Here is a 24,419-nt window from a genome sequence, read left to right on the forward strand (position 1 = left end):
TGCCGTTTTCACGCGCTTCCCCGTTTTCATCCGTTCGAGACCATCGATGCAGATTCGCACCACGCCGCTCCTGTCGCCGTCGATCGGCACGCAGCGCACGCTGACGAGCTTTCATTTCGGGCCGGCCGGCACCGGCCGCAAGATCTACCTGCAGGCCGCGCTGCACGCGGACGAGACGCCCGCCATGCTCGCGGCGTTCGTGCTGAAGCAGCGGCTCGCGCAGCTCGATGCCGAAGGCCGGCTCGCGGCCGAGATCGTGCTCGTGCCGGTCGCGAACCCGGTCGGCCTCAATCATCATCTGCTCGGGCAGTTCGTCGGCCGTTTCGATCTTGCGAGCGGCCGCAACTTCAATCGCGGCTTCCTGCCGCTCGCGGAGATCGCCGCGCGTGCGCGCGACCGCCTCGGCGACGATGGCGAACGCAATCGCGCGATCGTGCTCGAATGCGTGGGCGCGGCGCTCGACGAGATCGCGCCGCGCACCGAATTCGATGCGCTGCAACTGGCGCTGCTGAAACTGTCGCTCGACGCCGATGTGGTGATCGACCTGCATTGTTCGCTCGAAGCCGTGATGCACGTGTACACGAGCGACACCGCATGGCCGGAGGTCGAACCGCTTGCGCGCTATCTCGGCGCGGAGGTGTCGCTGCTCGCCGAAGATTCGGGCGGGCACGCGTTCGACGATGCGCATCACCTGCTGTGGAAGCAATTGCGGCAGCACTTGCCGGCAGGCACGCCGATGGCGGCCGGCACCGTGGCCGTGACGGTCGAGTGCCGCGGCCAGCGCGACGTGACGTACGAATATGCGGAACGCGATGCCGATGCGCTCGTCGACTATCTCGTGTGGCGCGGCGCGGTGCACGGCGAACGCGTGCCGCTGCCGCCGCTCGCGGCGCCGGCCACGCCGCTCGCGGGCAGCGAGCAGTTCTACGCGCCGGTGAGCGGGATACTCGTGCACCGCGCAGCGATCGGCGCGACTATCCGCGTCGGCGATCCGCTGTTCGACATCGTCGATCCGCTGACCGACGCGATCACGACGATCTCGAGCGGCACTGACGGCGTGTTCTACATGCGCCGCGCGATCCGGTTCGTGACGGCGGGTGCGCCGCTCGGCCGCGTGACGGGCACGGTGCCGGTGCGCAAGGGGATGCTGCTCGGCGCGTGAGGCGCCGCGGGCACGATGTCCGATAGGTCCCGTGCAATTTCGTTCTTGTCAGATTGACCGGGCTTGCGCGCGTTACGCAATTGCGTCGCGCGGAGTTTGCGCCGTGTGCCGTGAGAAGAGCGTTGCAACAGCGTCAGAGAATCGAGCGGGCGGCCCGGTGCCGCCCGTCATTTTTTCGAGAATCGCGGTGTTGCCGATACGGCAATCGAGCCGGATGTTGCCCCGTTCGCGGGGGAAGCGCCGTGCAGGCGCGGCCAACCGCGCGTGGCGCGCGCCCCTGCGCTCATCCGCGCCGCGCGACCAGTTCCGACACCGTCTGCGCGGCCTGCTGCAGCGGCCCGAGAAACTCCTTCACCATCTGCTTCGCGGTGTGCCGCTGCGCGTTACCGCTGATGTTCATCGCGGCGATCACCTGCCCGCGCCGGTTGCGGATCGGCGCCGAGATCGACATCAAGCCCACTTCCAGTTCCTGGTCGACCACGGCCCAGCCTTGCTGGCGCACCTGTGCGATCGTCGCCTTCAGCTCGCCGATGTCGGTGATCGTGCGCGGCGTGTGCGCGCGGATGCCGCTTTGCGCGAGCGTTTCGTCGAGCGCCGCGTCGTCGAGCGCGGACAGCAGCACACGGCCCATCGACGTGCAGTATGCGGGCAGGCGGCTGCCAATCGACAGGTTGATCGTCATGATCTTGCGGGTCGGCACGCGCAGCACGTAGACGATCTCGGTGCGGTCGAGCACGGCGGCCGAGCAGCTTTCGTGGATCTGCGCGGACAGCTGCTCCATGACCGGATCGGCGAGATTCCAGAACGGCATCGACGTGAGATACGCGAAGCCGAGTTCGAGGATCTTCGGCGTGAGCCGGAACAGCCGGCCGTCGGCCTCGACATAGCCGAGCGTCTGCAGCGTCAGCAGGATCCGGCGCGCGCCGGCGCGCGTGAGCCCGGTGGCCGAGGCGACCTCGGTGAGCGTCTGCTCCGGGCGCTGGGCGTCGAATGCGCGGATCACCGCGAGGCCGCGCGCGAACGACTGCACATAGGAGTCGCCCGGTTTCGTCTGGATGTCTTCGGTTGTCATGAACGGTCGGATTGTCGTGCAGCCGAGAAGATAGCGCATGGGGCCTGACACGCCAACCGCACCGCGGACCGGGCGCTTGACAGGTCGTCCCCGCACTCCCTATGATGCATTGAACGTTCGATACACGATCTTATGTTCGTATATAGAACATTTAAGCGCATCCCGGCGGGCAAAGCAAGGGGCGCGTTTCATTCACTTCCCAGCCTTGCATGAGACCGGAGACACTGATGACCGAAGCTTTTCTGTGTGATGCGATTCGTACCCCGATTGGCCGTTACGGCGGCGCGCTGTCCGGCGTGCGCGCCGACGACCTCGGCGCGGTGCCGCTCAAGGCGCTCGTCGAGCGTAACCGCGACGTCGACTGGACGGCGATCGACGACGTGATCTACGGCTGCGCGAACCAGGCCGGCGAGGACAATCGCAACGTCGCGCGCATGTCCGCGCTGCTCGCGGGTTTGCCGGAGGGCGTGCCGGGTTCGACGATCAACCGCCTGTGCGGTTCCGGGATGGACGCGGTCGGCGTGGCCGCGCGCGCGATCAAGTCGGGCGAAGCCGCGCTGATGGTGGCCGGCGGCGTCGAAAGCATGACGCGCGCGCCGTTCGTGATGGGCAAGGCTGCCAGCGCATTCGCGCGTCAGGCCGACATCTACGACACGACGATCGGCTGGCGCTTCATCAATCCGCTGATGAAACAACTGCATGGCGTCGATTCGATGCCGGAGACGGCCGAGAACGTCGCGGTCGATTACAACGTCAGCCGCGCCGATCAGGACCTGTTCGCGCTGCGCAGCCAGCAGAAGGCCGCGCGTGCGCAGCAGGACGGCACGCTCGCCGAGGAAATCGTCCCGGTGACGATTCCGCAGAAGAAGGGCGATCCGGTCGTTTTTTCGCGTGACGAGCATCCGCGCGAAACGTCGCTCGAAGCGCTCGCGAAGCTGAAGGGCGTCGTGCGTCCGGACGGCTCGGTGACGGCCGGCAACGCGTCGGGTGTCAACGACGGCGCCGCCGCGCTGCTGCTCGCGAACGAAGCCGCTGCGAAGCGCTTCGGCCTGACGCCGCGCGCACGCGTGCTCGGCATCGCGACGGCTGGCGTTGCGCCGCGCGTGATGGGTATCGGCCCCGCGCCGGCCACGCAGAAGCTGCTCGCGCGGCTCGGGATGACGATCGACCAGTTCGACGTGATCGAGCTGAACGAAGCGTTCGCGTCGCAGGGCCTCGCGGTGCTGCGCATGCTGGGCGTCGCCGACGACGATCCTCGCGTGAACCCGAACGGCGGCGCGATCGCGCTCGGCCATCCGCTCGGCGCGTCGGGCGCGCGCCTCGTGACGACCGCGATGTATCAGCTGCATCGCACCAACGGCCGCTTCGCGCTGTGCACGATGTGCATCGGCGTCGGCCAGGGCATCGCGATCGCGATCGAGCGCGTCTGATCGCGTCACCCGGTCAAGCGGCGAGGTTCACGCCGCTCGACCGGGTTGCCTGTCCAAACGATGTGGCTGGCACGCGATCATCGCGCCGGCCACATCGTCATTCAGCTTGCGCTCGTTGCGCGAGGCGTGCGACGAGCGCGTCGATCTCGGTGTCCGCGAACACCTCGATGCCATGCTGGCGCAGCAGCGCCGCCGTCACACCGGCGCCGGCATGCCGCCGGCCCGCAAAACTCCCGTCGTAAATGAAACTGCTTCCGCACGACGGACTTCCGTCCGCCAGGATCGCGTAGCGGCAGTCGTGCGCGCGAGCCAGCGCGAGCGCGGTGCGCGCGCCGTCGACGAACGGCGCCGTCACGTCGGTGCCGTGCACGTCGACGATGCGTGCGGCGCCCGACAGAACGCGTTGCCCTGATTCCCCGTCGGCGATTTCGGCGGGCGGACGCGGCACGCTCAATCCCCCTGCCAGTTCCGGACACACGGGCACCAGGCGCCCTTCGCGCTGCCATCGTGCGAGCGTTTCGTGCGCGGCGGTCTTCGCCGCGCCGTTGTAACGGACGGGGTGGCCGAGCACGCACATGCTGACGAGGATCTTCGGCGAGGCGGGTGGCGGCGACGCGTTCTGCAATGTCGTTCTCCGAGCGGGCGGTGGTGTTGAGCGAGCGGAAATTCTACGCACGGGGTGCATTCGCGCGCATACGGACGACGGATGATCTCGCGCCCAGCGGCATGTCCGCCACCGCATTCCGACACGACCGATTCCATTGGTCGCCGGATTAGTTCGTCGAATTCATATGCCGGTCGAATGGAGTCGACCAGGCCGACTCGTTTCGCTGCGTGCAATGGTTGTCTGAGCCGATGCGTCGCCCGACGTAATCCCGCCAAGCATCGGGCGGTATCCGCAAAGCGCTGGACGCGATTATCGCTGGAATATTTGATCGAAATCATGTCGATGACGAAATCCGATATTTCACGCGCTTTCGGACTAAGGATTTCCCGGTGATTGCCGACAGTAAGGACGAGACCGTCGTAAAGCGATAAACCGTTTTTCGGCTACTGAGCGTGATTTTCGCGCCGCGCGGATCCCGCAGACGGATCCGCCTTTCGGAGCCTTGCATGCGCAACAACCAACCTGTCACCCAACAAGAATTCGACTTTCCCGATGACGTCACGCTGATGTCGACCACGGATGCCGACAGCATCATCACGTACGCGAACACGACGTTCGAATACGTGAGCGGCTTCTCGAACGACGAACTCGTCGGCCAGCCGCACAACGTCGTGCGGCACCCGGATATGCCGAAGGAGGCGTTCGCCGACATGTGGGCGACGCTGAAGAACGGCGAACCGTGGACCGCGCTCGTGAAGAACCGTCGCAGGAACGGCGACCACTATTGGGTGCGCGCGAACGCGGTGCCGGTGATGCGCGACGGCGTGCCGCGCGGCTACCTGTCGGTGCGCACCAAGGCGCCGCGTGACGAGATCGCCGCGGCCGACGCGCTGTATCGCGCGTTCCGCGAAGGCAAGGCGGGCAATCGCCGGTTCCACAAGGGGCTGATCGTCCGGAGCGGGCTGCTGCGGATCGTGTCGCTGCCGCAGACGATGTCGGTGCGCGCGCGCGTGCATTCGGCGCTGTGCGTGCTGGCGCCGGCCGTCGTCGGGGCGGGCTGGGCATGCGGGCTGACCGGCGGCGGGCTCGCGGCGTTTGCCGCCGCGACGGCCGGCGTGTCGGTGGCCGCTGGCCTGTGGCTCGATGCGCAGATCGTGCGTCCGCTGAAACGGCTGCGCGACCAGGCGCTGAACGTCGCGACCGGCGAAAGCCGCCGCGGCGTGCGTATGAACCGCGTCGACGAGATCGGCGTGACGCTGCGCACGATCAACCAGCTCGGGCTGATGTTCCGCTGGCTCGTCGACGACGTCAGCGAGCAGGTACACAACGTGCAGCGCGCGAGCAACGAGATCGCGCAGGGCAACAACGACCTGAGCGCGCGCACCGAGCAGGCCGCGTCGAGCGTGCAGGAAACCGCCGCGTCGATGGCCGAGATGACGGCCACCGTCGACAGCAATGCCGAGACCGCGCTGCAGGCGAACCAGCTCGCCGTGTCCGCGAGCGAGGCGGCCGAGCGAGGTGGGCAGGCGGTGAGCGAGGTCGTGACGACGATGCACGACATCACGGCGAGTTCGCGCAAGATTTCCGACATCATCGGCGTGATCGACGGCATCGCGTTCCAGACCAACATCCTCGCGCTGAATGCGGCAGTCGAAGCCGCGCGCGCGGGCGAACAGGGGCGCGGCTTCGCGGTGGTGGCGGGCGAAGTGCGGGCGCTCGCGCAGCGCAGCGCGAACGCGGCGAAGGAGATCAAGACGCTGATCGGCGCGAGCGTCGAGCGGGTCGAGTCGGGCGCGCGGCGGGTCGACGATGCGGGCAGAACGATGGAGGACATCGTCACGCAGGTGAAGCGCGTGTCGGACCTGATCGCGGAGATCAGCTCGTCGACGGCCGAGCAGAGCACGGGCGTCGCGCAGGTCGACCAGGCGGTCGTGCATCTGGACAACATCACGCAGCAGAACGCGGCGCTGGTCGAGCAGAGCGCGGCGGCGTCGGAAAGCCTGAAGCAGCAGGCGACGCGGCTCGTCGATGCGGTGAACGTGTTTCGATAATCGGCGGGGGGGGGGGCGGGCGTCTGCGCGTTCCGTCGCAACGAACGGGTTAAATCCCGGCGTGCCGACTCGATTCGCATATATACAACGAGAAGAATTCTCATTTCCGAGCCCGGATTTATTCGCTGATCCGGGCGAAGGATATGTTTCAATTAATCAGACGATTTACGGCCAATTATTTGATAAGACGGGGTTTTGATTCACCTGTGAACAAAGTTTTCGGATGAATCAAGATGATGCGAAATTAATACATATTTACCCGTGGTCGGCATAATGTTTTCATCAAATTTGCCGAAAGCGCAGGAATGCGATCGAACGCATGCGGGACGACCGCGATGCGTCCGGTCTCGATCCAATCCACAAGCGGGCGCAAGATCCGCAACCGGGAACTCCACACCATGCGCAATAACCAGCCTGTCACGCAACGCGAATTCGAATTCCCCGATGACGCGACGCTGATGTCGACCACCGACGCGGACAGTTACATCAAATACGCGAATGCCGCGTTCATCCAGGTCAGCGGATTTTCCCCCGAGGAGATCGAAGGCCAGCCGCACAACGTCGTGCGGCACCCGGATATGCCGAAGGAGGCGTTCGCCGACATGTGGGCGACGCTGAAGAACGGCGAACCGTGGACCGCGCTTGTAAAGAATCGCCGCAAGAACGGCGATCACTACTGGGTCCGTTCGAATACGGTGCCGGTGATGCGCAACGGGCAGCCGACCGGCTACATGTCGGTGCGCACGAAGGCGTCGCGTGACGAGATCGCCGCGGCCGACGCGCTGTATCGCGCGTTTCGCGAAGGCAAGGCGGGCAGTCGCCGGTTCCACAAGGGGCTGATCGTCCGGACCGGGTTGATGCGCGTCGCGTCGCTGTTCCAGACGATGTCGGTGCGCGCGCGGCTGCATTCGACGCTGTGCGTGCTGGCGCCGGCCGTCGTCGGCGCGGGCTGGGCGTGCGGGCTGGCCGGCGGCGGGCTCGCGGCGTTTGCCGCCGCGACGGCCGGCGGGTCGGTGGCCGCTGGCCTGTGGCTCGATGCGCAGATCGCGCGTCCCCTGATGCAGCTGCGCGACCAGGCGTTGCGCGTCGCGACCGGCGAGAGCCGTACCGGCGTGGCGATGAACCGCGTCGACGAGATCGGCATGACGCTGCGCACGATCAACCAGCTCGGGCTGATGTTCCGCTGGCTCGTCGACGACGTCAGCGAGCAGGTGCACAACGTGCAGCGCGCGAGCAACGAGATCGCGCAGGGCAACAACGACCTGAGCGCGCGCACCGAGCAGGCGTCGACCAGCGTGCAGCAGACGGCCGCGTCGATGGCCGAGATGACGGCCACGGTGTCGAGCAATGCGGAGACGGCGCTGCAGGCGAACCAGTTGTCGGTTTCCGCGAGCGAGGCGGCGGAGCGAGGCGGGCAGGCGGTGAGCGAGGTCGTGACGACGATGCACGACATCACGGCGAGTTCGCACAAGATTTCCGACATCATCGGCGTGATCGACGGCATCGCGTTCCAGACCAACATCCTCGCGCTGAACGCGGCGGTCGAGGCGGCGCGCGCGGGCGATCAGGGGCGAGGCTTCGCGGTGGTCGCCGGCGAAGTGCGGGCGCTCGCGCAGCGCAGCGCGAACGCGGCAAAGGAAATCAAGACGCTGATCGGCGCGAGCGTCGAGCGGGTCGAATCGGGCGCACGGATCGTCGACGGCGCGGGCAAGACGATGGAGGACATCGTCACGCAGGTGAAGCGCGTGTCGGACCTGATCGCGGAGATCAGCTCGTCGACGGCCGAGCAGAGCACGGGCGTCGCGCAGGTCGATCAGGCGGTCGTGCATCTGGACAACATCACGCAGCAGAACGCGGCGCTGGTCGAGCAGAGCGCGGCGGCGTCGGAAAGCCTGAAGCAGCAGGCGACGCGACTCGTCGATGCGGTGAACGTGTTTCGTTGAAGGCGGCGCAACGAGGTGACGCGGGCGCGGCGGAGAGGGGGCGCCGGCCCGCGTCGGGACCGCCCGGTTTCGGCCGGGCGGTCAGGGCCTGTCACGGACGCGACAGGCCCCGAACCGTCAGACGGCGAGACAGAGGTACTTGATCACGACGTAATCGTCGATGCCGTAGTGCGAGCCTTCGCGGCCGAGGCCGGACTGCTTGACGCCGCCGAACGGCGCGACTTCATTCGAGATCAGGCCCGTGTTGACGCCGACCATCCCGTATTCGAGCGCCTCGGCGACCTTCCACACGCGGCCGATGTCGCGGCTGTAGAAATACGCGGCGAGACCGAACTCGGTGTCGTTCGCGAGGCGGATCACCTCGTCGTCGCTGCCGAACTTGAACAGCGGCGCGAGCGGCCCGAACGTCTCTTCCTTCGCGACCTTCATCGCCGGCGTGACGCCCGTCAGCACGGTCGGCTCGAAGAAGCCGTGGCCGAGCGCGTGGCGCTTGCCGCCCGTCACGACGGTCGCGCCCTTCGCGAGCGCGTCCTCGATGTGCGCCTCGACCTTCAGCACGGCCGCTTCGTTGATCAGCGGGCCTTGCGTGACGCCCGGCTCCGTGCCGCGACCGACCTTCAGCTGGCCGACCGCCGCCGCGAGCTTCTGCGCGAACTGGTCGTACACGGCTTCATGCACGTAGAAGCGGTTCGTGCACACGCACGTCTGGCCGCTGTTGCGGTACTTCGACGCGATCGCGCCCTGCACGGCCGCATCGAGATCGGCGTCGTCGAACACGATGAACGGGGCATTGCCGCCGAGCTCCAGCGACACCTTCTTGACCGTCGCCGCGCATTGCGACATCAGCAGGCGGCCGACCGGCGTCGAGCCGGTAAACGACAGCTTGCGCACGATCGGGTTCGACGTCAGTTCGCCGCCGATCGCCTTCGGGTCGCCCGTGACGACGCTGAACACGCCGGCCGGCACGCCCGCGCGCTCGGCCAGCACGGCCATCGCGAGCGCCGAGAACGGCGTGGCTTCCGCCGGCTTAACGACGATCGGGCAGCCTGCCGCGAGTGCCGGGCCGACCTTGCGGGTGATCATGGCCGCCGGGAAGTTCCACGGCGTGATCGCCGCGCACACGCCGATCGCTTCCTTCGTCACGACGATGCGCTTGTCGCTCGCCGGCGTCGGGATCGTGTCGCCGTACACGCGCTTGCCTTCCTCCGCGAACCACTCGAGGAACGATGCCGCATAGCCGATCTCGCCTTTCGCTTCGGCCAGCGACTTGCCCTGCTCGGTGGTCAGGATCAGCGCGAGGTCGTCGGCGTTTTCCATCATCAGGTCGTGCCACTTGCGCAGGATCGCCGCGCGTTCCTTCGCAGTCTTCTTGCGCCACGCCGGCCATGCGGCGTTCGCGGCTTCGATCGCGTGACGCGTCTCGGCCGCGCCCATCGCCGGCACGGTGCCGAGCAGGCCGCCGGTTGCCGGGTTGCGGACTTCGAACGACTCGCCGTTCGCCGCGCCTTGCCATTCGCCGTTGACGTACGCCTGCTGACGGAACAGCGACGGGTCTTTCAGTGCCAGGGTTTCCTGAACAGTGCTCATTTGCTTCGCCTGCTTTGAAAAGGACGGATTAGGACGGATGAAAACGACCGCCGCCGTCTTCACGACGGCGGCGGCCCATTCAGTTGAAGCGGACGGGCACTCAGGCCGGCACGCCGACCGTTTCCTTCAGCACTTCCTCGAGGATCACGAGCGCTTCGTCGAACACGGCTTGCGGGATCGTCAGCGGGAACAGGAAGCGCACGACGTTCGAGTACACGCCGCACACGAGCAGCAGCAGCCCGCGCTCGAGCGCACGCGCCTGCACGCGCTTCGTGAATTCCGCGTCCGGCTCGCCCGAACCCGGCTTCAGGAACTCGACCGCGATCATCGCGCCCGGGCCGCGCACATCGGCGATCTGCGGCACGTCGGCCTGCAGCGAATTCAGCTTCGCCTTCAGCACGTCGCCGAGCTGCGTCGCGCGCTCGCACAGCTTCTCTTCGTCGATGATCTCGAGCACCGCGTGCGCCGATGCGACGGCCAGCGGGTTGCCCGCGTACGTGCCGCCGAGGCCGCCGGGGGCTGCCGCGTCCATCACGTCGGCACGGCCGACGACGCCCGACAGCGGCATGCCGCCCGCGAGGCTCTTGGCCATCGTGATCAGGTCGGCCAGCACGTCGTAGTGCTGCATCGCGAACAGCTTGCCGGTACGCGCGAAGCCGGTCTGGACTTCGTCGGCGATCAGCAGGATGCCGTGCTCGTTACAGATCTTGCGCAGCGCGCGCACGAACTCGGCCGGCGCCGGGTTGAAGCCGCCTTCGCCCTGGACCGGTTCGAAGATGATCGCGGCGACGCGCTTCGGATCGATGTCGGCCTTGAACAGCATCTCGATCGCCTTGATCGAGTCGGCCGTGGTCACGCCGTGCAGCGCGTTCGGGTACGGGGCGTGGAACACGTCGCCCGGGAACGGGCCGAAGTTCAGCTTGTACGGGGCGACCTTGCCGGTCAGCGCCATGCCCATCATCGTGCGGCCGTGGAAGCCGCCCGAGAACGCGATGACGCCCGGACGGCCGGTCGCCGCGCGCGCGATCTTGATCGCGTTTTCGACGGCTTCGGCGCCGGTCGTGAAGAACGCGGTCTTCTTCGGGAAGTCGCCCGGTGCGCGCTCGTTGATCTTTTCGGCCAGCTCGACGTACGACGCGTACGGGACGATCTGGTAAGCGGTGTGCGTGAAGCTGTTCAGCTGATCCGCGATCGCCTTGACGATCTTCGGGTGGCGGTGGCCCGTGTTCAGCACCGCGATGCCGGCGGCGAAATCGATGAAGCGGCGGCCTTCGACATCCCACAGCTCCGCGTTTTCGGCGCGGGCTGCGTAGAAATCGCACATCACGCCGACGCCGCGCGGGGTGGCGGCGTTCTTGCGGGCCTGCAGGTCGGCATTCTTCACGGTCATCTCCTTGATGTTCTGTCCGGTGGGATAAAAATCGGCCGCGTTGGCAGCCCATGGAGGCGACTATAATCACATTTGGCTCTGGAAATCAGAGCCATTTCAATAAATATTCAGGAGCCAATCATGCGCGCAAGCGTGTTGTCGGACTGGCTGGCGCAGCGCCTCGTGCGCGGCGGCGAACAGCCGATCTACCGGCAGCTGCATCGGCTGCTGCAGCAGGCGATCCTGTCGCGCGAACTGCCGGCCGGCACGCGCGTGCCGTCGTCGCGGCTGCTCGCCGCCGAGCTCGGGATCGCCCGCAACACGGTCACGCAGGTTTACGAACAGCTTGCGCTCGAAGGCTATGTCAACTCGGCGACGGGGCGCGGCACCTTCGTCGCCGACAGCGCGCCGGACGAGATCGTCGGTGCGCCGGCTGACGCGGGTGCCCGGCCGGCGGTGGTGCCTTCTTCCGCGCGACGGCTGTCCTCGCGCGGCACGCGGCTCGTCGAAGGCGCGGGCGTGTCGAAGCGCCAGGGCGGCGCGTTCATGCCGGGCGTGCCCGATGTGTCGCGCTTTCCGGCGCGCGTGTGGACGCGGCTGCACAACAAGTATTGGCGGCGCCTGCGCCCGGATCTGCTGACCTACGCGCCGGGCGGCGGGCTTGCGCTGTTGCGCGAGGCGCTGGCCGACTACCTGCGCACGTCGCGCTCGGTGCGCTGCACGCCCGAGCAGATCGTGATCACGACCGGGATCCACCAGTCGATCGACCTCGCGGTGCGGCTGCTGACCGATCCGGGCGATGCGATCTGGACCGAGGATCCGTGCTACTGGGGCGTGCGCAGCGTGCTGAACGTGTCGGGGCTCACCACGCGGCCGATTCCGGTCGACGAAGAAGGGATCGCGCCGTCGGCCGCCGATCTCGCCGAGCCGCCGAAGCTGATGCTCGTCACGCCGTCGCACCAGTATCCGCTCGGGATGGTGATGAGCCTCGCGCGGCGCCGGATGCTGCTCGAATACGCGCGCCAGCACGGCTGCTGGATCATCGAGGACGACTACGACAGCGAATTCCGTTACGGCAGCCGCCCGCTCGCGTCGCTGCAGGGGCTCGATACGGCCGGGCAGGTGATCTACGTCGGCAGCTTCGGCAAGACGCTGTTCCCGGGGCTGCGGGTCGGGTATCTCGTCGCGCCGGAGCCGCTCGCGGAGAGCTTCGCGACCGCGAGCGCCGAGCTGTATCGCGAAGGTCAGCTGCTGCAGCAGGCGGTGCTCGCGGAGTTCATTGCGGAAGGGCACTTCGTGTCGCATATCCGCAAGATGCGCACGCTGTACGGGCAGCGCCGCGAGATGCTGCTCGACGCGGTCGCGCGCCGCTACGGCGACACGCTGCAGGCGCTCGGCAGCGACGCGGGGCTGCATCTCGTCACACGGCTGCCGGACGGTGTCGACGATCGCGCGGTCGCGCAGGCCGCGCTCGAACGCAACATCGTCGTGCGGCCGTTGTCCGGTTATTACGCGCAGCGCGAACGTGCGGCATCGGGCTTGCTGCTCGGTTATGCGTGCGTGCCGGAGGACGAGATCGCGACGGCGTTCGCGACGCTGGCCGAGGCGATCGACGAGCGGGCGTTCGGCCAGGTCGTCGCGACGGTCTGACGAGAACGGGACGGCGGCATGCGCGTGTTGCGGGGCGGGGCGCCGGCAGGTTGGCGAATGAGTGTCGCCACCCTACCGGCCCGTCGTTTCCGCACGTCAAAGCCGGATCAACGCCGCGCCCGCGACCACCAGCACACACGCGGCGAGCCGCTGCGCGCCGGGCCGTTCGCGCATCACGAACCAGCCGATCGCGACCGCGAAGATCGAGCTTGTTTCGCGCAGCGCCGACACCGTCGCGACCGGCAGGTGCCGGTACGCGAGGATCACGATCGCATACGCGGCGAGCGAGATCGTGCCGGCGATCGTGCCCTGCGTGAGCGCGGTGCGCGAGCCGAGCACCGCGCGCGGGCCGCCGCGCAGCACGCAGACGAGCACGAGCTGCGGCACGCTCCACAGCAGGTACACCCACGCGATGTAGCCCAGCGCGCTGCCGGACACGCGCGAGCCGATCCCGTCGCAGATCGAATACGCGGCGATGAACACACCGGTGAGCAGCGCGTACGGCACGCCTTCGCCGGAGAACCGGAAGCCGCGCCGCAGCGCGAGCGACATGATGCCGAACGACACGAGCGCGATGCCCGCGAAACCGAACGGCGTCGGCCGCTCGTGCAGCATCGCGAGCGCCAGCACCGACACAAGTAGCGGCGAGATTCCGCGCGCGATCGGATAGATCTGCCCGAACTCGCCGTTGCGGTACGCGCGCGCCAGCGTGAAGCAGTACGCGACCTCGAGCACCGCCGACGCCGAGACATACGGCCAGGCGGCGGGCGCCGGCGCGGGCAGTAGCACGGCGCCGGCGATGCCGAACGCGAGATACGGCAGCGACATCGTGCCGAGCTGGACGAGCCGGTCTTCGCTGACGTGGAGGAAGGCATTCCAGATCGCGTGCAGCAACGCGGAGCACAGCACGAGGCCGATGAACAGGTGATCCATGAACGAAGGTGCGGACGGGAGGGGGAGCGGCAAGCGCCGTCAATTATGTGGGTATCCGGCGCGCTCGCGCGGAATTGTCGATAATGGAGCGTTGTTATTCACCGGATGCCGACGATGACCGAAGCCACCCTCACCCCGCCCGCTGTTCCGCGCCTCACGAGCCTGTCACACGGCGGCGGCTGCGGCTGCAAGATCGCGCCGGGCGTGCTGTCCGAACTGCTGAAACGGGCCACGCCGCCAGCGCTGTTCCCGGACCTGCTGGTCGGCACCGAAACCTCCGACGACGCGGCCGTCTACCGGCTGAACGACGAACAGGCGATCGTCGCGACCACGGACTTCTTCATGCCGATCGTCGACGACCCGTTCGACTTCGGCCGCATCGCGGCAACCAACGCGCTGTCCGACGTCTACGCGATGGGCGGCAAGCCGATTCTCGCGCTCGCACTGGTCGGGATGCCGATCAACGTGCTGCCGCACGAGACGATCGCGGCCGTGCTGCGCGGTGGCGAATCGGTGTGCGCGGATGCCGGTATTCCGGTCGCGGGCGGCCACTCGATCGATTCGGTCGAGCCGATCTACGGGCTTGCGGCGATCGGTGTCGTGCATCCGTCGCGCGTGAAGCGCAACGCGGCCGCGCGCGCGGGCGACGTGCTCGTGCTCGGCAAGCCGCTCGGCGTCGGCGTGCTGTCGGCCGCGCTGAAGAAGAACCAGCTCGACGACGCGGGCTACGCGCAGATGGTTGCGACGACCACCAAGCTGAACCGGCCGGGCGCCGAACTCGCCGCGCTGCCGGGCGTGCATGCGCTGACCGACGTCACGGGCTTCGGGCTGCTCGGCCACACACTCGAACTGGCGCGCGGCGCGCACCTCACCGCGCGCGTGCATTACGCGTCGCTGCCGTGGCTGGCGGGCGTCGAGGCGTTCGTCGCCGACGGCGTGTTCACCGGCGCATCGGGCCGCAACTGGGCCGCGTATGGCGCCGACGTGCGGCTCGCCGACGGGCTGCCGCCGGTCGCGCAGGCGCTGCTGACCGATCCGCAGACGTCCGGCGGGCTGCTGGTCGCGTGCGCGCCGGACGCGGTCGACGACGTGCTCGCGTGCTTCCGCGCCGACGGTTTCGACCGCGCGGCGGTGATCGGCGAGATGGTGGACGGCCCCGCGCGCGTCGACGTCGCCTGACGCGTGTCCTGACTGCGGATCGCTTTCGGTCGCTAGAATCGAGACCTTCCCTCGAAGGCATCGACGACCGATGAACGATTTCCTGTTCGGGCTGACGATCGCGCTGTCGGTCGGGCCCGTCGCGCTGATGATCGCGAACCACGGGATGCGCGCCGGCATCGCGAGCGGCGTTCGCGCGGCGGTCGGCGTGGCGTTGGCCGACGGCTGCTATGCGCTCGTCGCGTTCACGATCGGTGCGTTGCTCGCGAGCACGCTCGCGTCGTACCTGCCGCTGTTCCGCTTCGTCGGCGCGCTCGTGTTGCTCGCAATGGGCGCGCGCATGCTGTGGCAGGCGTTGAAGGATCGGCGCCGCACGCTGGATGGCGCCGCCCCGGGGTCGGGCACGCGCCCGTTCACGTCGATGTTCGTCGTCACGCTCGCGAATCCGCTGACCATCCTGCTGTTCTATGGCTATGCCACTGCCGCGGCCGGCGCGCATCGGCACTGGCTGTTCGGCGCCACGTGCGTGTTTGCCGGCAGTCTCGCCGGACAACTCGTATTCGCGTTCGGCGGCAGCGTGATCGGGCGCATCGTGAAGTCGCCGCGATGGCTCGTCGCGAGCCATGTGCTGGCGGCGCTGGTCGTGCTCGGTTATGGCGTCGCGGGGATGCTGCGCGTGTAGCGAATCGGGTGCCGTCGTCCGTCACGATGGGTAGCGGCGATGTCGCGTCGCCAAATCGAATGGCATTCCTGATTTTTTGTCGGATATCGTTCGAACCACGCGCACACGAAACGCGTAACCAAACACCGCAGCTCGTTTCGTAGCCGGGTTCCTCCTCGCGCACGCGCGTTCTATACTCCCTCGCGCAGTCTCCGAGAGCCGTTCTCACCCAACATCCCCGAAACAAGGAACGCCGATGCTGACTCGCTCCATTCTTTCCGCCGCAGCATTCTCGCTTGCCGCCTGTGCGACCGTGCCGTCGATCGCGCAGGACAACCCGGGCAACGACGCAGGCAATACGGCATTCGCCGAGACCGGTGCACAGGGCCGCCCGGTCAAGGTCATGATCATCACGATGTTCGGTCCGGAAGGCCAGGCATGGCTCGACCGGCTCGGCCCGTGGCGCGACATCACCGTGCCCGGCCTGTCGCCCGACTATCCGGCCGTTCACTGCAACAAGCAGGACGTGTGCGTGGTGACGACCGGCATGGGCTATGCGAACGCCTCCGCGACGATCATGGCGCTCACGTTCTCGCAGCGCTTCGACCTGCGCCGCACGTACTTCCTCGTGTCGGGCATCGCGGGCGTCGACCCCGCGCAAGGCACGGTCGGTTCCGCCGCATGGTCGAAATATCTGGTCGACTTCAGCCTGCAGTGGGAGCTCGATGCGCGCGAGATTCCGCCCGGCTGGAACACCGGCTTTCTCGGCATCAACACGAAGAGCCCGAACGACAAGCCGCCGCTCGACTACCGCACCGAAGTATTCCAGCTCAACCCGCAGCTGACGGACGCCGCCTATGCGCTGTCGCGCAACGTCGTGCTTGCCGACAGCGCGCAGGCCCAGGCCGCGCGCGCGAAGTTCACGTATGCGCCGGCGAACCGGCCGCCGACGGTGATCCAGTGCGACACCTCATCGGGCAATACGTGGTTCTCGGGCACGTTGATCGGCGAGCGCGCGCGTCAATGGACGAAGATCCTCACCGACGGCAAGGGCACTTACTGCATGACCGCGCAGGAAGACAACGCGACGTATGAAGCGCTCAAGCGCGCGGCGAGCGTGAAGCGGGTCGACCTGTCACGCGTCGCGGTGCTGCGCACGGGCTCCGATTTCGACCGGCCGTATGCGGGGCAGACGAGCGCGGACAACCTGCTGAACTACGCGGACCAGGGCGGCTTCGCGCCGGCGACCGAAAACCTGTATCGCGCCGGCAACCCGCTCGTGCAGGACATCGTCACGCACTGGGGCGAATGGCGCGACGGTGTGCCGCGCCGTTGAGGGCCGGACGCTGTCGACCGGACGTCGGCGCGAAGGTCAACGCGATTGCGGCGCGGAACGGAACGGCGTCCACACCGGCGTGGTGTCGTCCCAATGATCGAGCGGCGAAGGAAGTTGGTCGTTCATCATAGACTCCTGCAACTGACTGACTAATCGAGTGTTCGACGGCGGTATCGCGACGCCGCGCGGCGGATCATCCGCGGCGCGGCATTGCACGTTGACCGACGTTTAGCGGCCGCCGCCTGCGAGCTGGTTGCTCTCCGGCATCGAGCGATACGGGCCTTCCGCGAGTTCGAGCCCTTGCGGATACGAATTCGCCTTGCGCAGCCAGGCCAGCGTGCCGTCGCGGCGAGCCTGCACGACTTCGGCGCTCACTTCGGCGCGCGTGCGCGGGCCGTTGTTCTGCTGCGTGTACCACGACGTGTTGCCGTAGTCGCCGGCGTGCGGGGTGTTCGTATCGGCGAAGGCCGGTGCGGACACGGCGAGTGCGAGGGCAACGGCAGAGAGCAGATGGCGGCGGTTCATGACGTAACTCCTGTGTTGATCGGAGTTGGCGCGTGAGCGCTCGCTCCGGTCCCGTCAAACGGGGCTGTTCGATGCGCAACGAGGTGCGCGACAGGGTTTACTCTAGGTATCTGTTCCGGCGCGATAAATGCGGCAGACGCGAATTGATTTGTCGTGTTGGAGGAACAATCGCGATTCGCAACGTCGTCGGGGCGATGTCGAAATCGCCCGCAGCCGCCTGCAGCGGGCCTCGCGGAGGTATGCCGCCGCTCGCGCGATGACGTGCGCGGACGATTGCCGCACGCGGCGCAAAGGTGCGATGCGGATTCGGAAAAGGTGAGGTGCGCGGCGAGGAAGGTGGCGCGAAGGCGGGACGGCGCGCGGGCCGGACAGCCCGCGCGCCGCGGTTCAGGCGATTACGCGACCCACTCGTTGATGACCGGCGTGTCGAGCGCCGGTGCACGCTCGGCTTCCTCGAACGTGCGTTTGCTGCACGTCGCGTCGAGGCTGCCCTTGCCGCTCAGCAGCGGGCAGCGGTCGAACACTTCGGCGATCCAGTCGACGAACACGCGCACCTTCGGCGACAGGTGCCGGCTGTGCGGATACACGACCGAGATCGGCATCGGCAGCGGTTTCAGGCCGGGCAGCACTTCCTTGAGCCGGCCGTCGCGCAGGTGCGGCAGCACCATGAACAACGGCGGCTGGATCAGGCCGAAGCCTTCGAGCCCGCAGGTCACGTACGCATCGGCGTCGTTGACCGACACGATCGAGTTCATCTTGACCTCGACTTCCTTGCCGTCCGTGAGGAAGGTCCAGTCGATCGTGCGGCCCGTGCGGCTCGAGAAGTAGTTGACGGCCTTGTGGTCGTTCAGGTCCTCGATCGCTTGCGGCTCGCCGTACTTCTCGAGATACGCGGGCGATGCGACCGACACGCATTCGAACAGGCCGACGCGGCGCGCGACGAGCGACGAGTCCTGCAGCGCACCGACGCGGATCACGCAGTCGACGCCTTCCTGCAGCAGGTCGACCGGTCGGTCGGACAGGCCGAGCTGCAGGTCGATGTCCGGATAGCGCGTGTGGAATTCGCACAGCGACGGGATCACGAGCAACCGTCCGATCGAGCCCGGCATGTCGATACGCAACTTTCCGTGCGGCTTCCGGTTGTTGTTCTGGAAGCTTGCTTCGGTTTCCTCGACATCGGCGAGGATCCGCACGCAGCGTTCGTAGTATGCGGCGCCGTCAGGCGTCAGCGACAGCCGGCGCGTAGTCCGGTGCATCAGGCGCACCCCGAGGAATGCTTCGAGATTCTGGATGATCGTCGTGACGGACGCCCGCGGCAGGCTGAGCGTTTCTGCTGCCTTGGTGAAGCTGCTCGTATCGACGACGCGCGTAAACACCTGCATGGCTTGAAGCCGGTCCATCACAACCTCCGCAATCTAATTTGCCGCCGGAACAAGAAGGCTGCGCCGCTTTGTAGGCGGAGCAGCCTGGGATTGTTCGGGGGTGTTGAATTGTGTTGCCGGATTATAGGCATTTATCCCAATGTCTGCCGGACCCAGAATTCGTTCCATCTCGAAATGGATGCTGCATCGTCATGGACGCTTCTGAATTCAGCAAATTCCTGAAAGCCGCATTGCCTGCCGAAGCCAGAGCCGGCGCGGCATTGACGGTGGCTGAGGTGGAAATCCCCGGCTACGCGCAGGACATCGTGCTGCGCCTGTATCGGCGTGCGGACAAGACCGGACTGCCGGTAGTGCTTTATTTCCACGGCGGCGGTTTCGTGCGCGGCACGCTCGACGACGCCGACTTCGCCGCGCGCTTTTTAGCAGAACGCTTACCAGCTCTCGTAGTGTCGGTCGATTATTCGCTCGCGCCGGCCTTTCCTTTTCCGGCCGCGCCGGAGGATGCGTATCGCGCCGCCGTATGGGCCGCGACGCGCGCCCGCGCGTTCGGCGGCAATCCGAAGAAGATCGGCGTCGCGGGGCACGACGCGGGCGGCCAGCTCGCGAACTGTCTCGCGTTCATCGCGCGCGATCGCGGTGAAGTGTCGATCGCCGCTCAGGCGCTGTTCGGGCCGATGCTCGACCCGAGCATGACGCGCATCGGCGACGCCGAACGCCTTTCGTCGGACATCACCGCGCGCGAATGCGCGGCCTGTTATCGCGCCTATCTGCCGCAGGCGGCGCAGCGCATGCACCCGTACGCGGCGCCGCTCGAATCGGTGCGCCTCGCGGGCCTGCCGCCCACGCTCGTCGTCACCGCGCAGAACGACGTGCTGCACGTCGAAGCGGAGAAATATGCGGGCTGCCTGATTTCATCGGGCGTGCTCACGCAGGTGATCCGCTACCCGGACGTCACGCACGCGGCGCTCGCGATGCACGAAGCCGCGCTCGAGGAAGCCGTGCGCTTCTTCCAGTGCCGCTTCCAGGCGCGCCAGCCGAATCGTTCCGAATAACCACACCAATCCACGCTTATTGGAGATCCACATGGCCATCCTACGCACCTCCCGTTCCCGAATCGCGACGGCGGCGATCGTGACGCTCGCCGTCGTCGGCCTCGGCACGTTCGGCGCGATGCGCGTGAACGCGAACGCACCCGAGAAAGCGGCGGCGCCGCTGCCGGAAGTCGACGTCGCGACCGTCGTGCCGCAGACCGTCACTGATTGGCAAAGCTATTCGGGCCGCCTCGAGGCGGTCGAGAAAGTCGACGTGCGCCCGCAGGTGTCGGGCACGATCGTCGCGGTGAACTTCAAGGACGGCGCGCTCGTGAAAAAGGGCGACGTGCTGTTCGTGATCGACCCGCGCCCGTATCAGGCCGAAACCGACCGCGCGGCCGCGCAGCTCGCCGCCGCGCAGGCCCGCAACGGCTACGCGCAGAGCGACTGGCAGCGCGCGCAGCGGCTGATCGGCGACAACGCGATCGCGAAGCGCGACTACGACGAGAAGCAGAACGCCGCGCGCGAGGCGAGCGCGAACCTGAAGGCCGCCGAAGCCGCGCTGGAAACGGCGCGCATCAACCTTGGCTATACGCGCATCACCGCGCCCGTGTCGGGCCGCGTGTCGCGCGCGGAAATCACGCTCGGCAACGTCGTGTCGGCCGGTGCGTCGGCCGCGCCGCTGACGACGCTGGTGTCGGTGTCGCCGATCTATGCATCGTTCGACGCGGACGAGCAGACCTACCTGCAATACATCAACGGCGCGCGTAACGGTCGCAAGGTTCCGGTCGAGCTCGGCCTCGCGAATGAAACAGGCTACTCGCGCAGCGGCGAGATCGACTCGGTCGACAACCGGCTCGACACGTCGTCCGGCACGATCCGCGTGCGCGCGCGTTTCGACAACGCGGACGGCACGCTCGTCCCGGGCCTCTACGCACGCGTGAAGGTGGGCGGCAGCGCGCCGCACCCGGCACTGCTCGTCGACGACGCGGCGATCAACACCGACCAGGACAAGAAGTTCGTGTTCGTCGTCGACCAGCAGGGCCGCGTGTCGTATCGCGAAGTGCAGCAGGGCCTGCAGCACGGCAACCAGCGCGTGATCGTGAGCGGTCTGTCCGCCGGCGACCGCGTGATCGTGAACGGCACGCAGCGCGTGCGGCCGGGCGAGCAGGTGAAACCGCACATGGTCCCGATGACGGGCGGCGATGCGCCGTCCGCGCCGCTCGCGAATAACGCGAAGCCGGCCGCACCGGCGAAGGCGGAATCGTAAGCGGCCCGCCGCTACGGTTTCCGCGTTCAACCAGACAGAGCCACACATGAACATTTCCAAATTCTTTATCGACCGGCCGATCTTTGCAGGAGTCCTATCGGTGATCGTCCTGCTCGGCGGGGTGATCGCGATGTTCCTGCTGCCGATTTCGGAATATCCGGAAGTCGTGCCGCCTTCGGTGATCGTGAAGGCGCAGTACCCCGGCGCCAACCCGAAAGTGATCGCCGAGACGGTCGCGTCGCCGCTCGAGGAGCAGATCAACGGCGTCGAGGACATGCTCTACATGCAGTCGCAGGCGAACAGCGACGGCAACATGACGATCACCGTCACGTTCAAGCTGGGCACCGATCCGGACAAGGCCACGCAGCTCGTGCAGAACCGCGTGAACCAGGCGCTGCCGCGCCTGCCGGAAGACGTGCAGCGCCTCGGCATCACGACGGTCAAGAGCTCGCCGACGCTGACGATGGTGGTCCACCTGATCTCGCCGGACAACCGCTACGACATGACCTACCTGCGCAACTACGCGCTGATCAACGTGAAGGATCGCCTGTCGCGGATCCAGGGCGTCGGTCAGGTGCAGCTGTGGGGTTCGGGCGATTATGCGATGCGCGTGTGGCTCGATCCGCAGAAGGTCGCGCAGCGCGGGCTGTCCGCCGAGGACGTCGTGCAGGCGATCCGCGAGCAGAACGTGCAGGTCGCGGCCGGCGTGATCGGCGCGTCGCCGTCGCTGCCCGGCACGCCGCTGCAGCTGTCGGTGAACGCGCGCGGCCGTCTGCAGACGGAAGACGAGTTCGGCGACATCGTCGTGAAGACGACGCCGGACGGCGGCGTCACGCACCTGCGCGATATTGCACGCATCGAACTGGATGCGTCCGAGTACGGGCTTCGCTCGCTGCTCGACAACAAGCCGGCCGTCGCGATGGCGATCAACCAGTCGCCGGGCGCGAACTCGCTGCAGATCTCCGACGAAGTGCGCAAGACGATGGCCGAGCTGAAGCAGGACATGCCGGCCGGCGTCGACTACAAGATCGTCTATGACCCGACGCAGTTCGTGCGTTCGTCGATCAAGGCCGTGGTGCACACGCTGCTCGAAGCGATCGCGCTGGTCGTGATCGTCGTGATCGTGTTCCTGCAGACCTGGCGCGCATCGCTCATTCCGCTGATCGCGGTGCCGGTGTCGATCATCGGCACGTTCTCGCTGCTGCTCGGCTTCGGTTATTCGATCAACGCGCTGTCGCTGTTCGGGATGGTGCTCGCGATCGGTATCGTGGTCGACGATGCGATCGTGGTCGTCGAGAACGTCGAGCGCAACATCGAAAGCGGGATGAACGCGCGGCAGGCGACCTACAAGGCGATGCAGGAAGTGAGCGGGCCGATCATCGCGATCGCGCTGACGCTTGTCGCCGTGTTCGTGCCGCTCGCGTTCATGTCGGGCCTGACCGGCCAGTTCTACAAGCAGTTCGCGATGACGATCGCGATCTCGACGGTGATTTCGGCGTTCAACTCGCTGACGCTGTCGCCGGCGCTGTCCGCGATCCTGCTGAAGGGCCATGGCGACAAGGAGGACTGGCTCACGCGCGTGATGAACCGCGTGCTCGGCGGCTTCTTCAAGCGCTTCAACAAGGTGTTCCATCGCGGCGCGGAGAACTACGGCCGTGGCGTGCGCGGCGTGCTGTCGCGCAAGACGCTGATGCTCGGCGTGTACCTCGTGCTGGTGGGCGCGACCGTGCTCGTGTCGAAGATCGTGCCGGGCGGCTTCGTGCCCGCGCAGGACAAGGAATACCTGATCGCGTTCGCGCAGCTGCCGAACGGCGCGTCGCTCGATCGCACCGAGAAGGTGATTCGCGACATGGGCTCGATCGCGCTGAAGCAGCCGGGCGTCGAGAGCGCGGTCGCGTTCCCGGGGCTGTCGGTGAACGGCTTCACGAACAGCTCGAGCGCGGGCATCGTATTCGTCACGCTCAAGCCGTTCTCGGAACGGCACGGCAAGGCGCTGTCGGCCGGTGCGATCGCCGGTGCGCTGAACCAGCAGTACGGTGCGATCAAGGACTCGTTCGTCGCGGTGTTCCCGCCGCCGCCGGTGCTCGGCCTCGGCACGCTCGGCGGGTTCAAGATGCAGATCGAGGATCGCGGCGCGGTCGGCTACGCGAAGCTGTCGGATGCGACCAACGACTTCATCAAGCGCGCGCAGCAGGCGCCGGAACTCGGCCCGTTGTTCACGAGCTACCAGATCAACGTGCCGCAGCTCAACGTCGACCTCGATCGCGTGAAGGCGAAGCAGCTCGGCGTGCCGGTCACCGACGTGTTCAACACGATGCAGGTGTATCTCGGCTCGCTGTACGTGAACGACTTCAACCGCTTCGGGCGTGTGTATCAGGTACGCGTGCAGGCCGATGCGCCGTTCCGCCAGCGCGCGGACGACATCCTGCAGTTGAAGACGCGCAACGACCGTGGCGAGATGGTGCCGCTGTCGTCGCTCGTCACGGTGACGCCGACGTTCGGCCCGGAAATGGTCGTGCGCTACAACGGCTATACGGCGGCCGACATCAACGGCGGCCCGGCACCGGGCTTCTCGTCGGGCCAGGCGCAGGCCGCGATCGAGCGCATCGCGCACGAGACGCTGCCGCGTGGCGTGCGGTTCGAATGGACCGACCTCACGTACCAGCAGATTCTTGCCGGCGATTCAGCGATGTATGTGTTCCCGATCAGCGTGCTGCTCGTGTTCCTGGTGCTCGCCGCGTTGTATGAAAGCCTGACGCTGCCGCTCGCGGTGATCCTGATCGTGCCGATGAGCATTCTGTCGGCGCTGACGGGCGTGTGGCTCACGCAGGGCGACAACAACATCTTCACGCAGATCGGCTTGATGGTGCTGGTGGGGCTGTCGGCGAAGAACGCGATCCTGATCGTCGAATTCGCGCGTGAACTCGAACACGACGGCAGGACGCCGCTCGAGGCCGCGATCGAGGCGAGCCGGCTGCGGCTGCGCCCGATCCTGATGACGTCGATCGCGTTCATCATGGGCGTGGTGCCGCTCGTCACGTCGACGGGTGCCGGTTCGGAAATGCGCCATGCGATGGGTGTCGCGGTGTTCTTCGGGATGCTCGGCGTGACGCTGTTCGGGCTGATGCTGACGCCGGTGTTCTACGTCGTGCTGCGTACGCTCGCGGGCGGCAAGATCCACGTCGCGGGCAAGGACTCGGCCGGTTACGGCGTGACGGCCCCGGGCGTGCCGGCATCGGATGCTTGAGGATA

General features: G+C 67.0%; 18 protein-coding genes. 11 read left to right on the top strand and 7 right to left on the bottom strand.

The window, feature by feature from the left end; genetic code table 11:
- The first annotated feature begins 46 nt into the window (after window positions 1-46).
- Window positions 47-1,162: a succinylglutamate desuccinylase/aspartoacylase family protein gene (locus WS75_RS10095; RefSeq protein WP_059680346.1), complete on the top strand. Its 1,116-nt coding sequence runs from the start codon at window positions 47-49 to the stop codon at window positions 1,160-1,162.
- Between the two features lie 283 nt (window positions 1,163-1,445).
- Here the strand turns inward: WS75_RS10095 and WS75_RS10100 are convergent, their stop codons facing one another.
- Complete coding sequence (locus WS75_RS10100; protein ID WP_059599073.1) at window positions 1,446-2,234, bottom strand: IclR family transcriptional regulator; 789 nt, start codon at window positions 2,232-2,234, stop codon at window positions 1,446-1,448.
- Between the two features lie 227 nt (window positions 2,235-2,461).
- Between WS75_RS10100 and pcaF the strand changes: the two genes are divergently transcribed.
- Window positions 2,462-3,664, top strand: a complete 1,203-nt coding sequence (pcaF, locus tag WS75_RS10105) for a 3-oxoadipyl-CoA thiolase (RefSeq protein ID WP_059680347.1) — start codon at window positions 2,462-2,464, stop codon at window positions 3,662-3,664.
- 97 nt (window positions 3,665-3,761) lie between these two features.
- Here pcaF and WS75_RS10110 read toward each other — a convergent pair whose 3' ends face one another.
- Complete coding sequence (locus tag WS75_RS10110; protein WP_373558500.1) at window positions 3,762-4,241, bottom strand: DUF523 domain-containing protein; 480 nt, start codon at window positions 4,239-4,241, stop codon at window positions 3,762-3,764.
- 536 nt (window positions 4,242-4,777) lie between these two features.
- On the opposite strand from WS75_RS10110, the gene WS75_RS10115 reads away from it, so the two are divergent.
- Both WS75_RS10115 and WS75_RS10120 read left to right on the top strand, forming a co-directional pair.
- Complete coding sequence (locus tag WS75_RS10115; protein ID WP_059680349.1) at window positions 4,778-6,322, top strand: methyl-accepting chemotaxis protein; 1,545 nt, start codon at window positions 4,778-4,780, stop codon at window positions 6,320-6,322.
- Between the two features lie 398 nt (window positions 6,323-6,720).
- Window positions 6,721-8,265: a methyl-accepting chemotaxis protein gene (locus WS75_RS10120; protein ID WP_059680418.1), complete on the top strand. Its 1,545-nt coding sequence runs from the start codon at window positions 6,721-6,723 to the stop codon at window positions 8,263-8,265.
- 117 nt (window positions 8,266-8,382) lie between these two features.
- Here WS75_RS10120 and gabD read toward each other — a convergent pair whose 3' ends face one another.
- Complete coding sequence (gene gabD / locus WS75_RS10125; RefSeq protein ID WP_059449015.1) at window positions 8,383-9,852, bottom strand: NADP-dependent succinate-semialdehyde dehydrogenase; 1,470 nt, start codon at window positions 9,850-9,852, stop codon at window positions 8,383-8,385.
- Window positions 9,853-9,952: 100 nt separating this feature from the next.
- Window positions 9,953-11,242: a 4-aminobutyrate--2-oxoglutarate transaminase gene (locus WS75_RS10130; RefSeq protein ID WP_059467215.1), complete on the bottom strand. Its 1,290-nt coding sequence runs from the start codon at window positions 11,240-11,242 to the stop codon at window positions 9,953-9,955.
- Window positions 11,243-11,362: 120 nt separating this feature from the next.
- Between WS75_RS10130 and pdxR the strand changes: the two genes are divergently transcribed.
- The gene (gene pdxR / locus WS75_RS10135; RefSeq protein WP_059680350.1) at window positions 11,363-12,871 is read left to right on the top strand and encodes a MocR-like pyridoxine biosynthesis transcription factor PdxR; all 1,509 of its coding nucleotides are present in this window, start codon (window positions 11,363-11,365) and stop codon (window positions 12,869-12,871) included.
- A gap of 96 nt (window positions 12,872-12,967) precedes the next feature.
- Here pdxR and WS75_RS10140 read toward each other — a convergent pair whose 3' ends face one another.
- Complete coding sequence (locus WS75_RS10140) at window positions 12,968-13,804, bottom strand: DMT family transporter (RefSeq protein WP_059680351.1); 837 nt, start codon at window positions 13,802-13,804, stop codon at window positions 12,968-12,970.
- Window positions 13,805-13,918: 114 nt separating this feature from the next.
- Here WS75_RS10140 and selD point away from each other — a divergent pair, with 114 nt between their 5' ends.
- From selD to WS75_RS10155, 3 genes are all read left to right on the top strand, one after another.
- Window positions 13,919-14,983, top strand: a complete 1,065-nt coding sequence (gene selD / locus WS75_RS10145; RefSeq protein ID WP_082729556.1) for a selenide, water dikinase SelD — start codon at window positions 13,919-13,921, stop codon at window positions 14,981-14,983.
- Between the two features lie 70 nt (window positions 14,984-15,053).
- Complete coding sequence (locus tag WS75_RS10150; RefSeq protein ID WP_059680353.1) at window positions 15,054-15,644, top strand: LysE family translocator; 591 nt, start codon at window positions 15,054-15,056, stop codon at window positions 15,642-15,644.
- Window positions 15,645-15,879: 235 nt separating this feature from the next.
- Entirely contained in the window at window positions 15,880-16,959 is a 1,080-nt protein-coding gene (locus tag WS75_RS10155) for a purine-nucleoside phosphorylase (RefSeq protein ID WP_059680354.1), read from the top strand.
- A 228-nt stretch (window positions 16,960-17,187) separates the two neighbouring features.
- On the opposite strand, the gene WS75_RS10160 is transcribed toward WS75_RS10155, so the two are convergent.
- Both WS75_RS10160 and ceoR read right to left on the bottom strand, forming a co-directional pair.
- Entirely contained in the window at window positions 17,188-17,484 is a 297-nt protein-coding gene (locus WS75_RS10160) for a DUF4148 domain-containing protein (RefSeq protein ID WP_059680355.1), read from the bottom strand.
- Window positions 17,485-17,879: 395 nt separating this feature from the next.
- The gene (gene ceoR / locus WS75_RS10165) at window positions 17,880-18,884 is read right to left on the bottom strand and encodes a putative multidrug efflux transcriptional regulator CeoR (RefSeq protein ID WP_059680356.1); all 1,005 of its coding nucleotides are present in this window, start codon (window positions 18,882-18,884) and stop codon (window positions 17,880-17,882) included.
- A 173-nt stretch (window positions 18,885-19,057) separates the two neighbouring features.
- On the opposite strand from ceoR, the gene WS75_RS10170 reads away from it, so the two are divergent.
- The 3 genes from WS75_RS10170 to ceoB are packed head-to-tail and all read left to right on the top strand — an operon-like array spanning window position 19,058 to window position 24,414.
- Window positions 19,058-19,918, top strand: coding sequence for an alpha/beta hydrolase (locus WS75_RS10170; RefSeq protein WP_059680357.1), 861 nt, complete (start codon window positions 19,058-19,060; stop codon window positions 19,916-19,918).
- Between the two features lie 31 nt (window positions 19,919-19,949).
- Window positions 19,950-21,167: a multidrug efflux RND transporter periplasmic adaptor subunit CeoA gene (gene ceoA, locus WS75_RS10175; protein WP_059680358.1), complete on the top strand. Its 1,218-nt coding sequence runs from the start codon at window positions 19,950-19,952 to the stop codon at window positions 21,165-21,167.
- Between the two features lie 46 nt (window positions 21,168-21,213).
- Window positions 21,214-24,414, top strand: coding sequence for a multidrug efflux RND transporter permease subunit CeoB (gene ceoB / locus WS75_RS10180; RefSeq protein WP_059680359.1), 3,201 nt, complete (start codon window positions 21,214-21,216; stop codon window positions 24,412-24,414).
- Window positions 24,415-24,419: the final 5 nt, after the last annotated feature.

The organism is Burkholderia sp. FL-7-2-10-S1-D7 (assembly GCF_001524185.1).
GTDB classification, from domain to species: Bacteria; Pseudomonadota; Gammaproteobacteria; order Burkholderiales; family Burkholderiaceae; genus Burkholderia; species Burkholderia diffusa.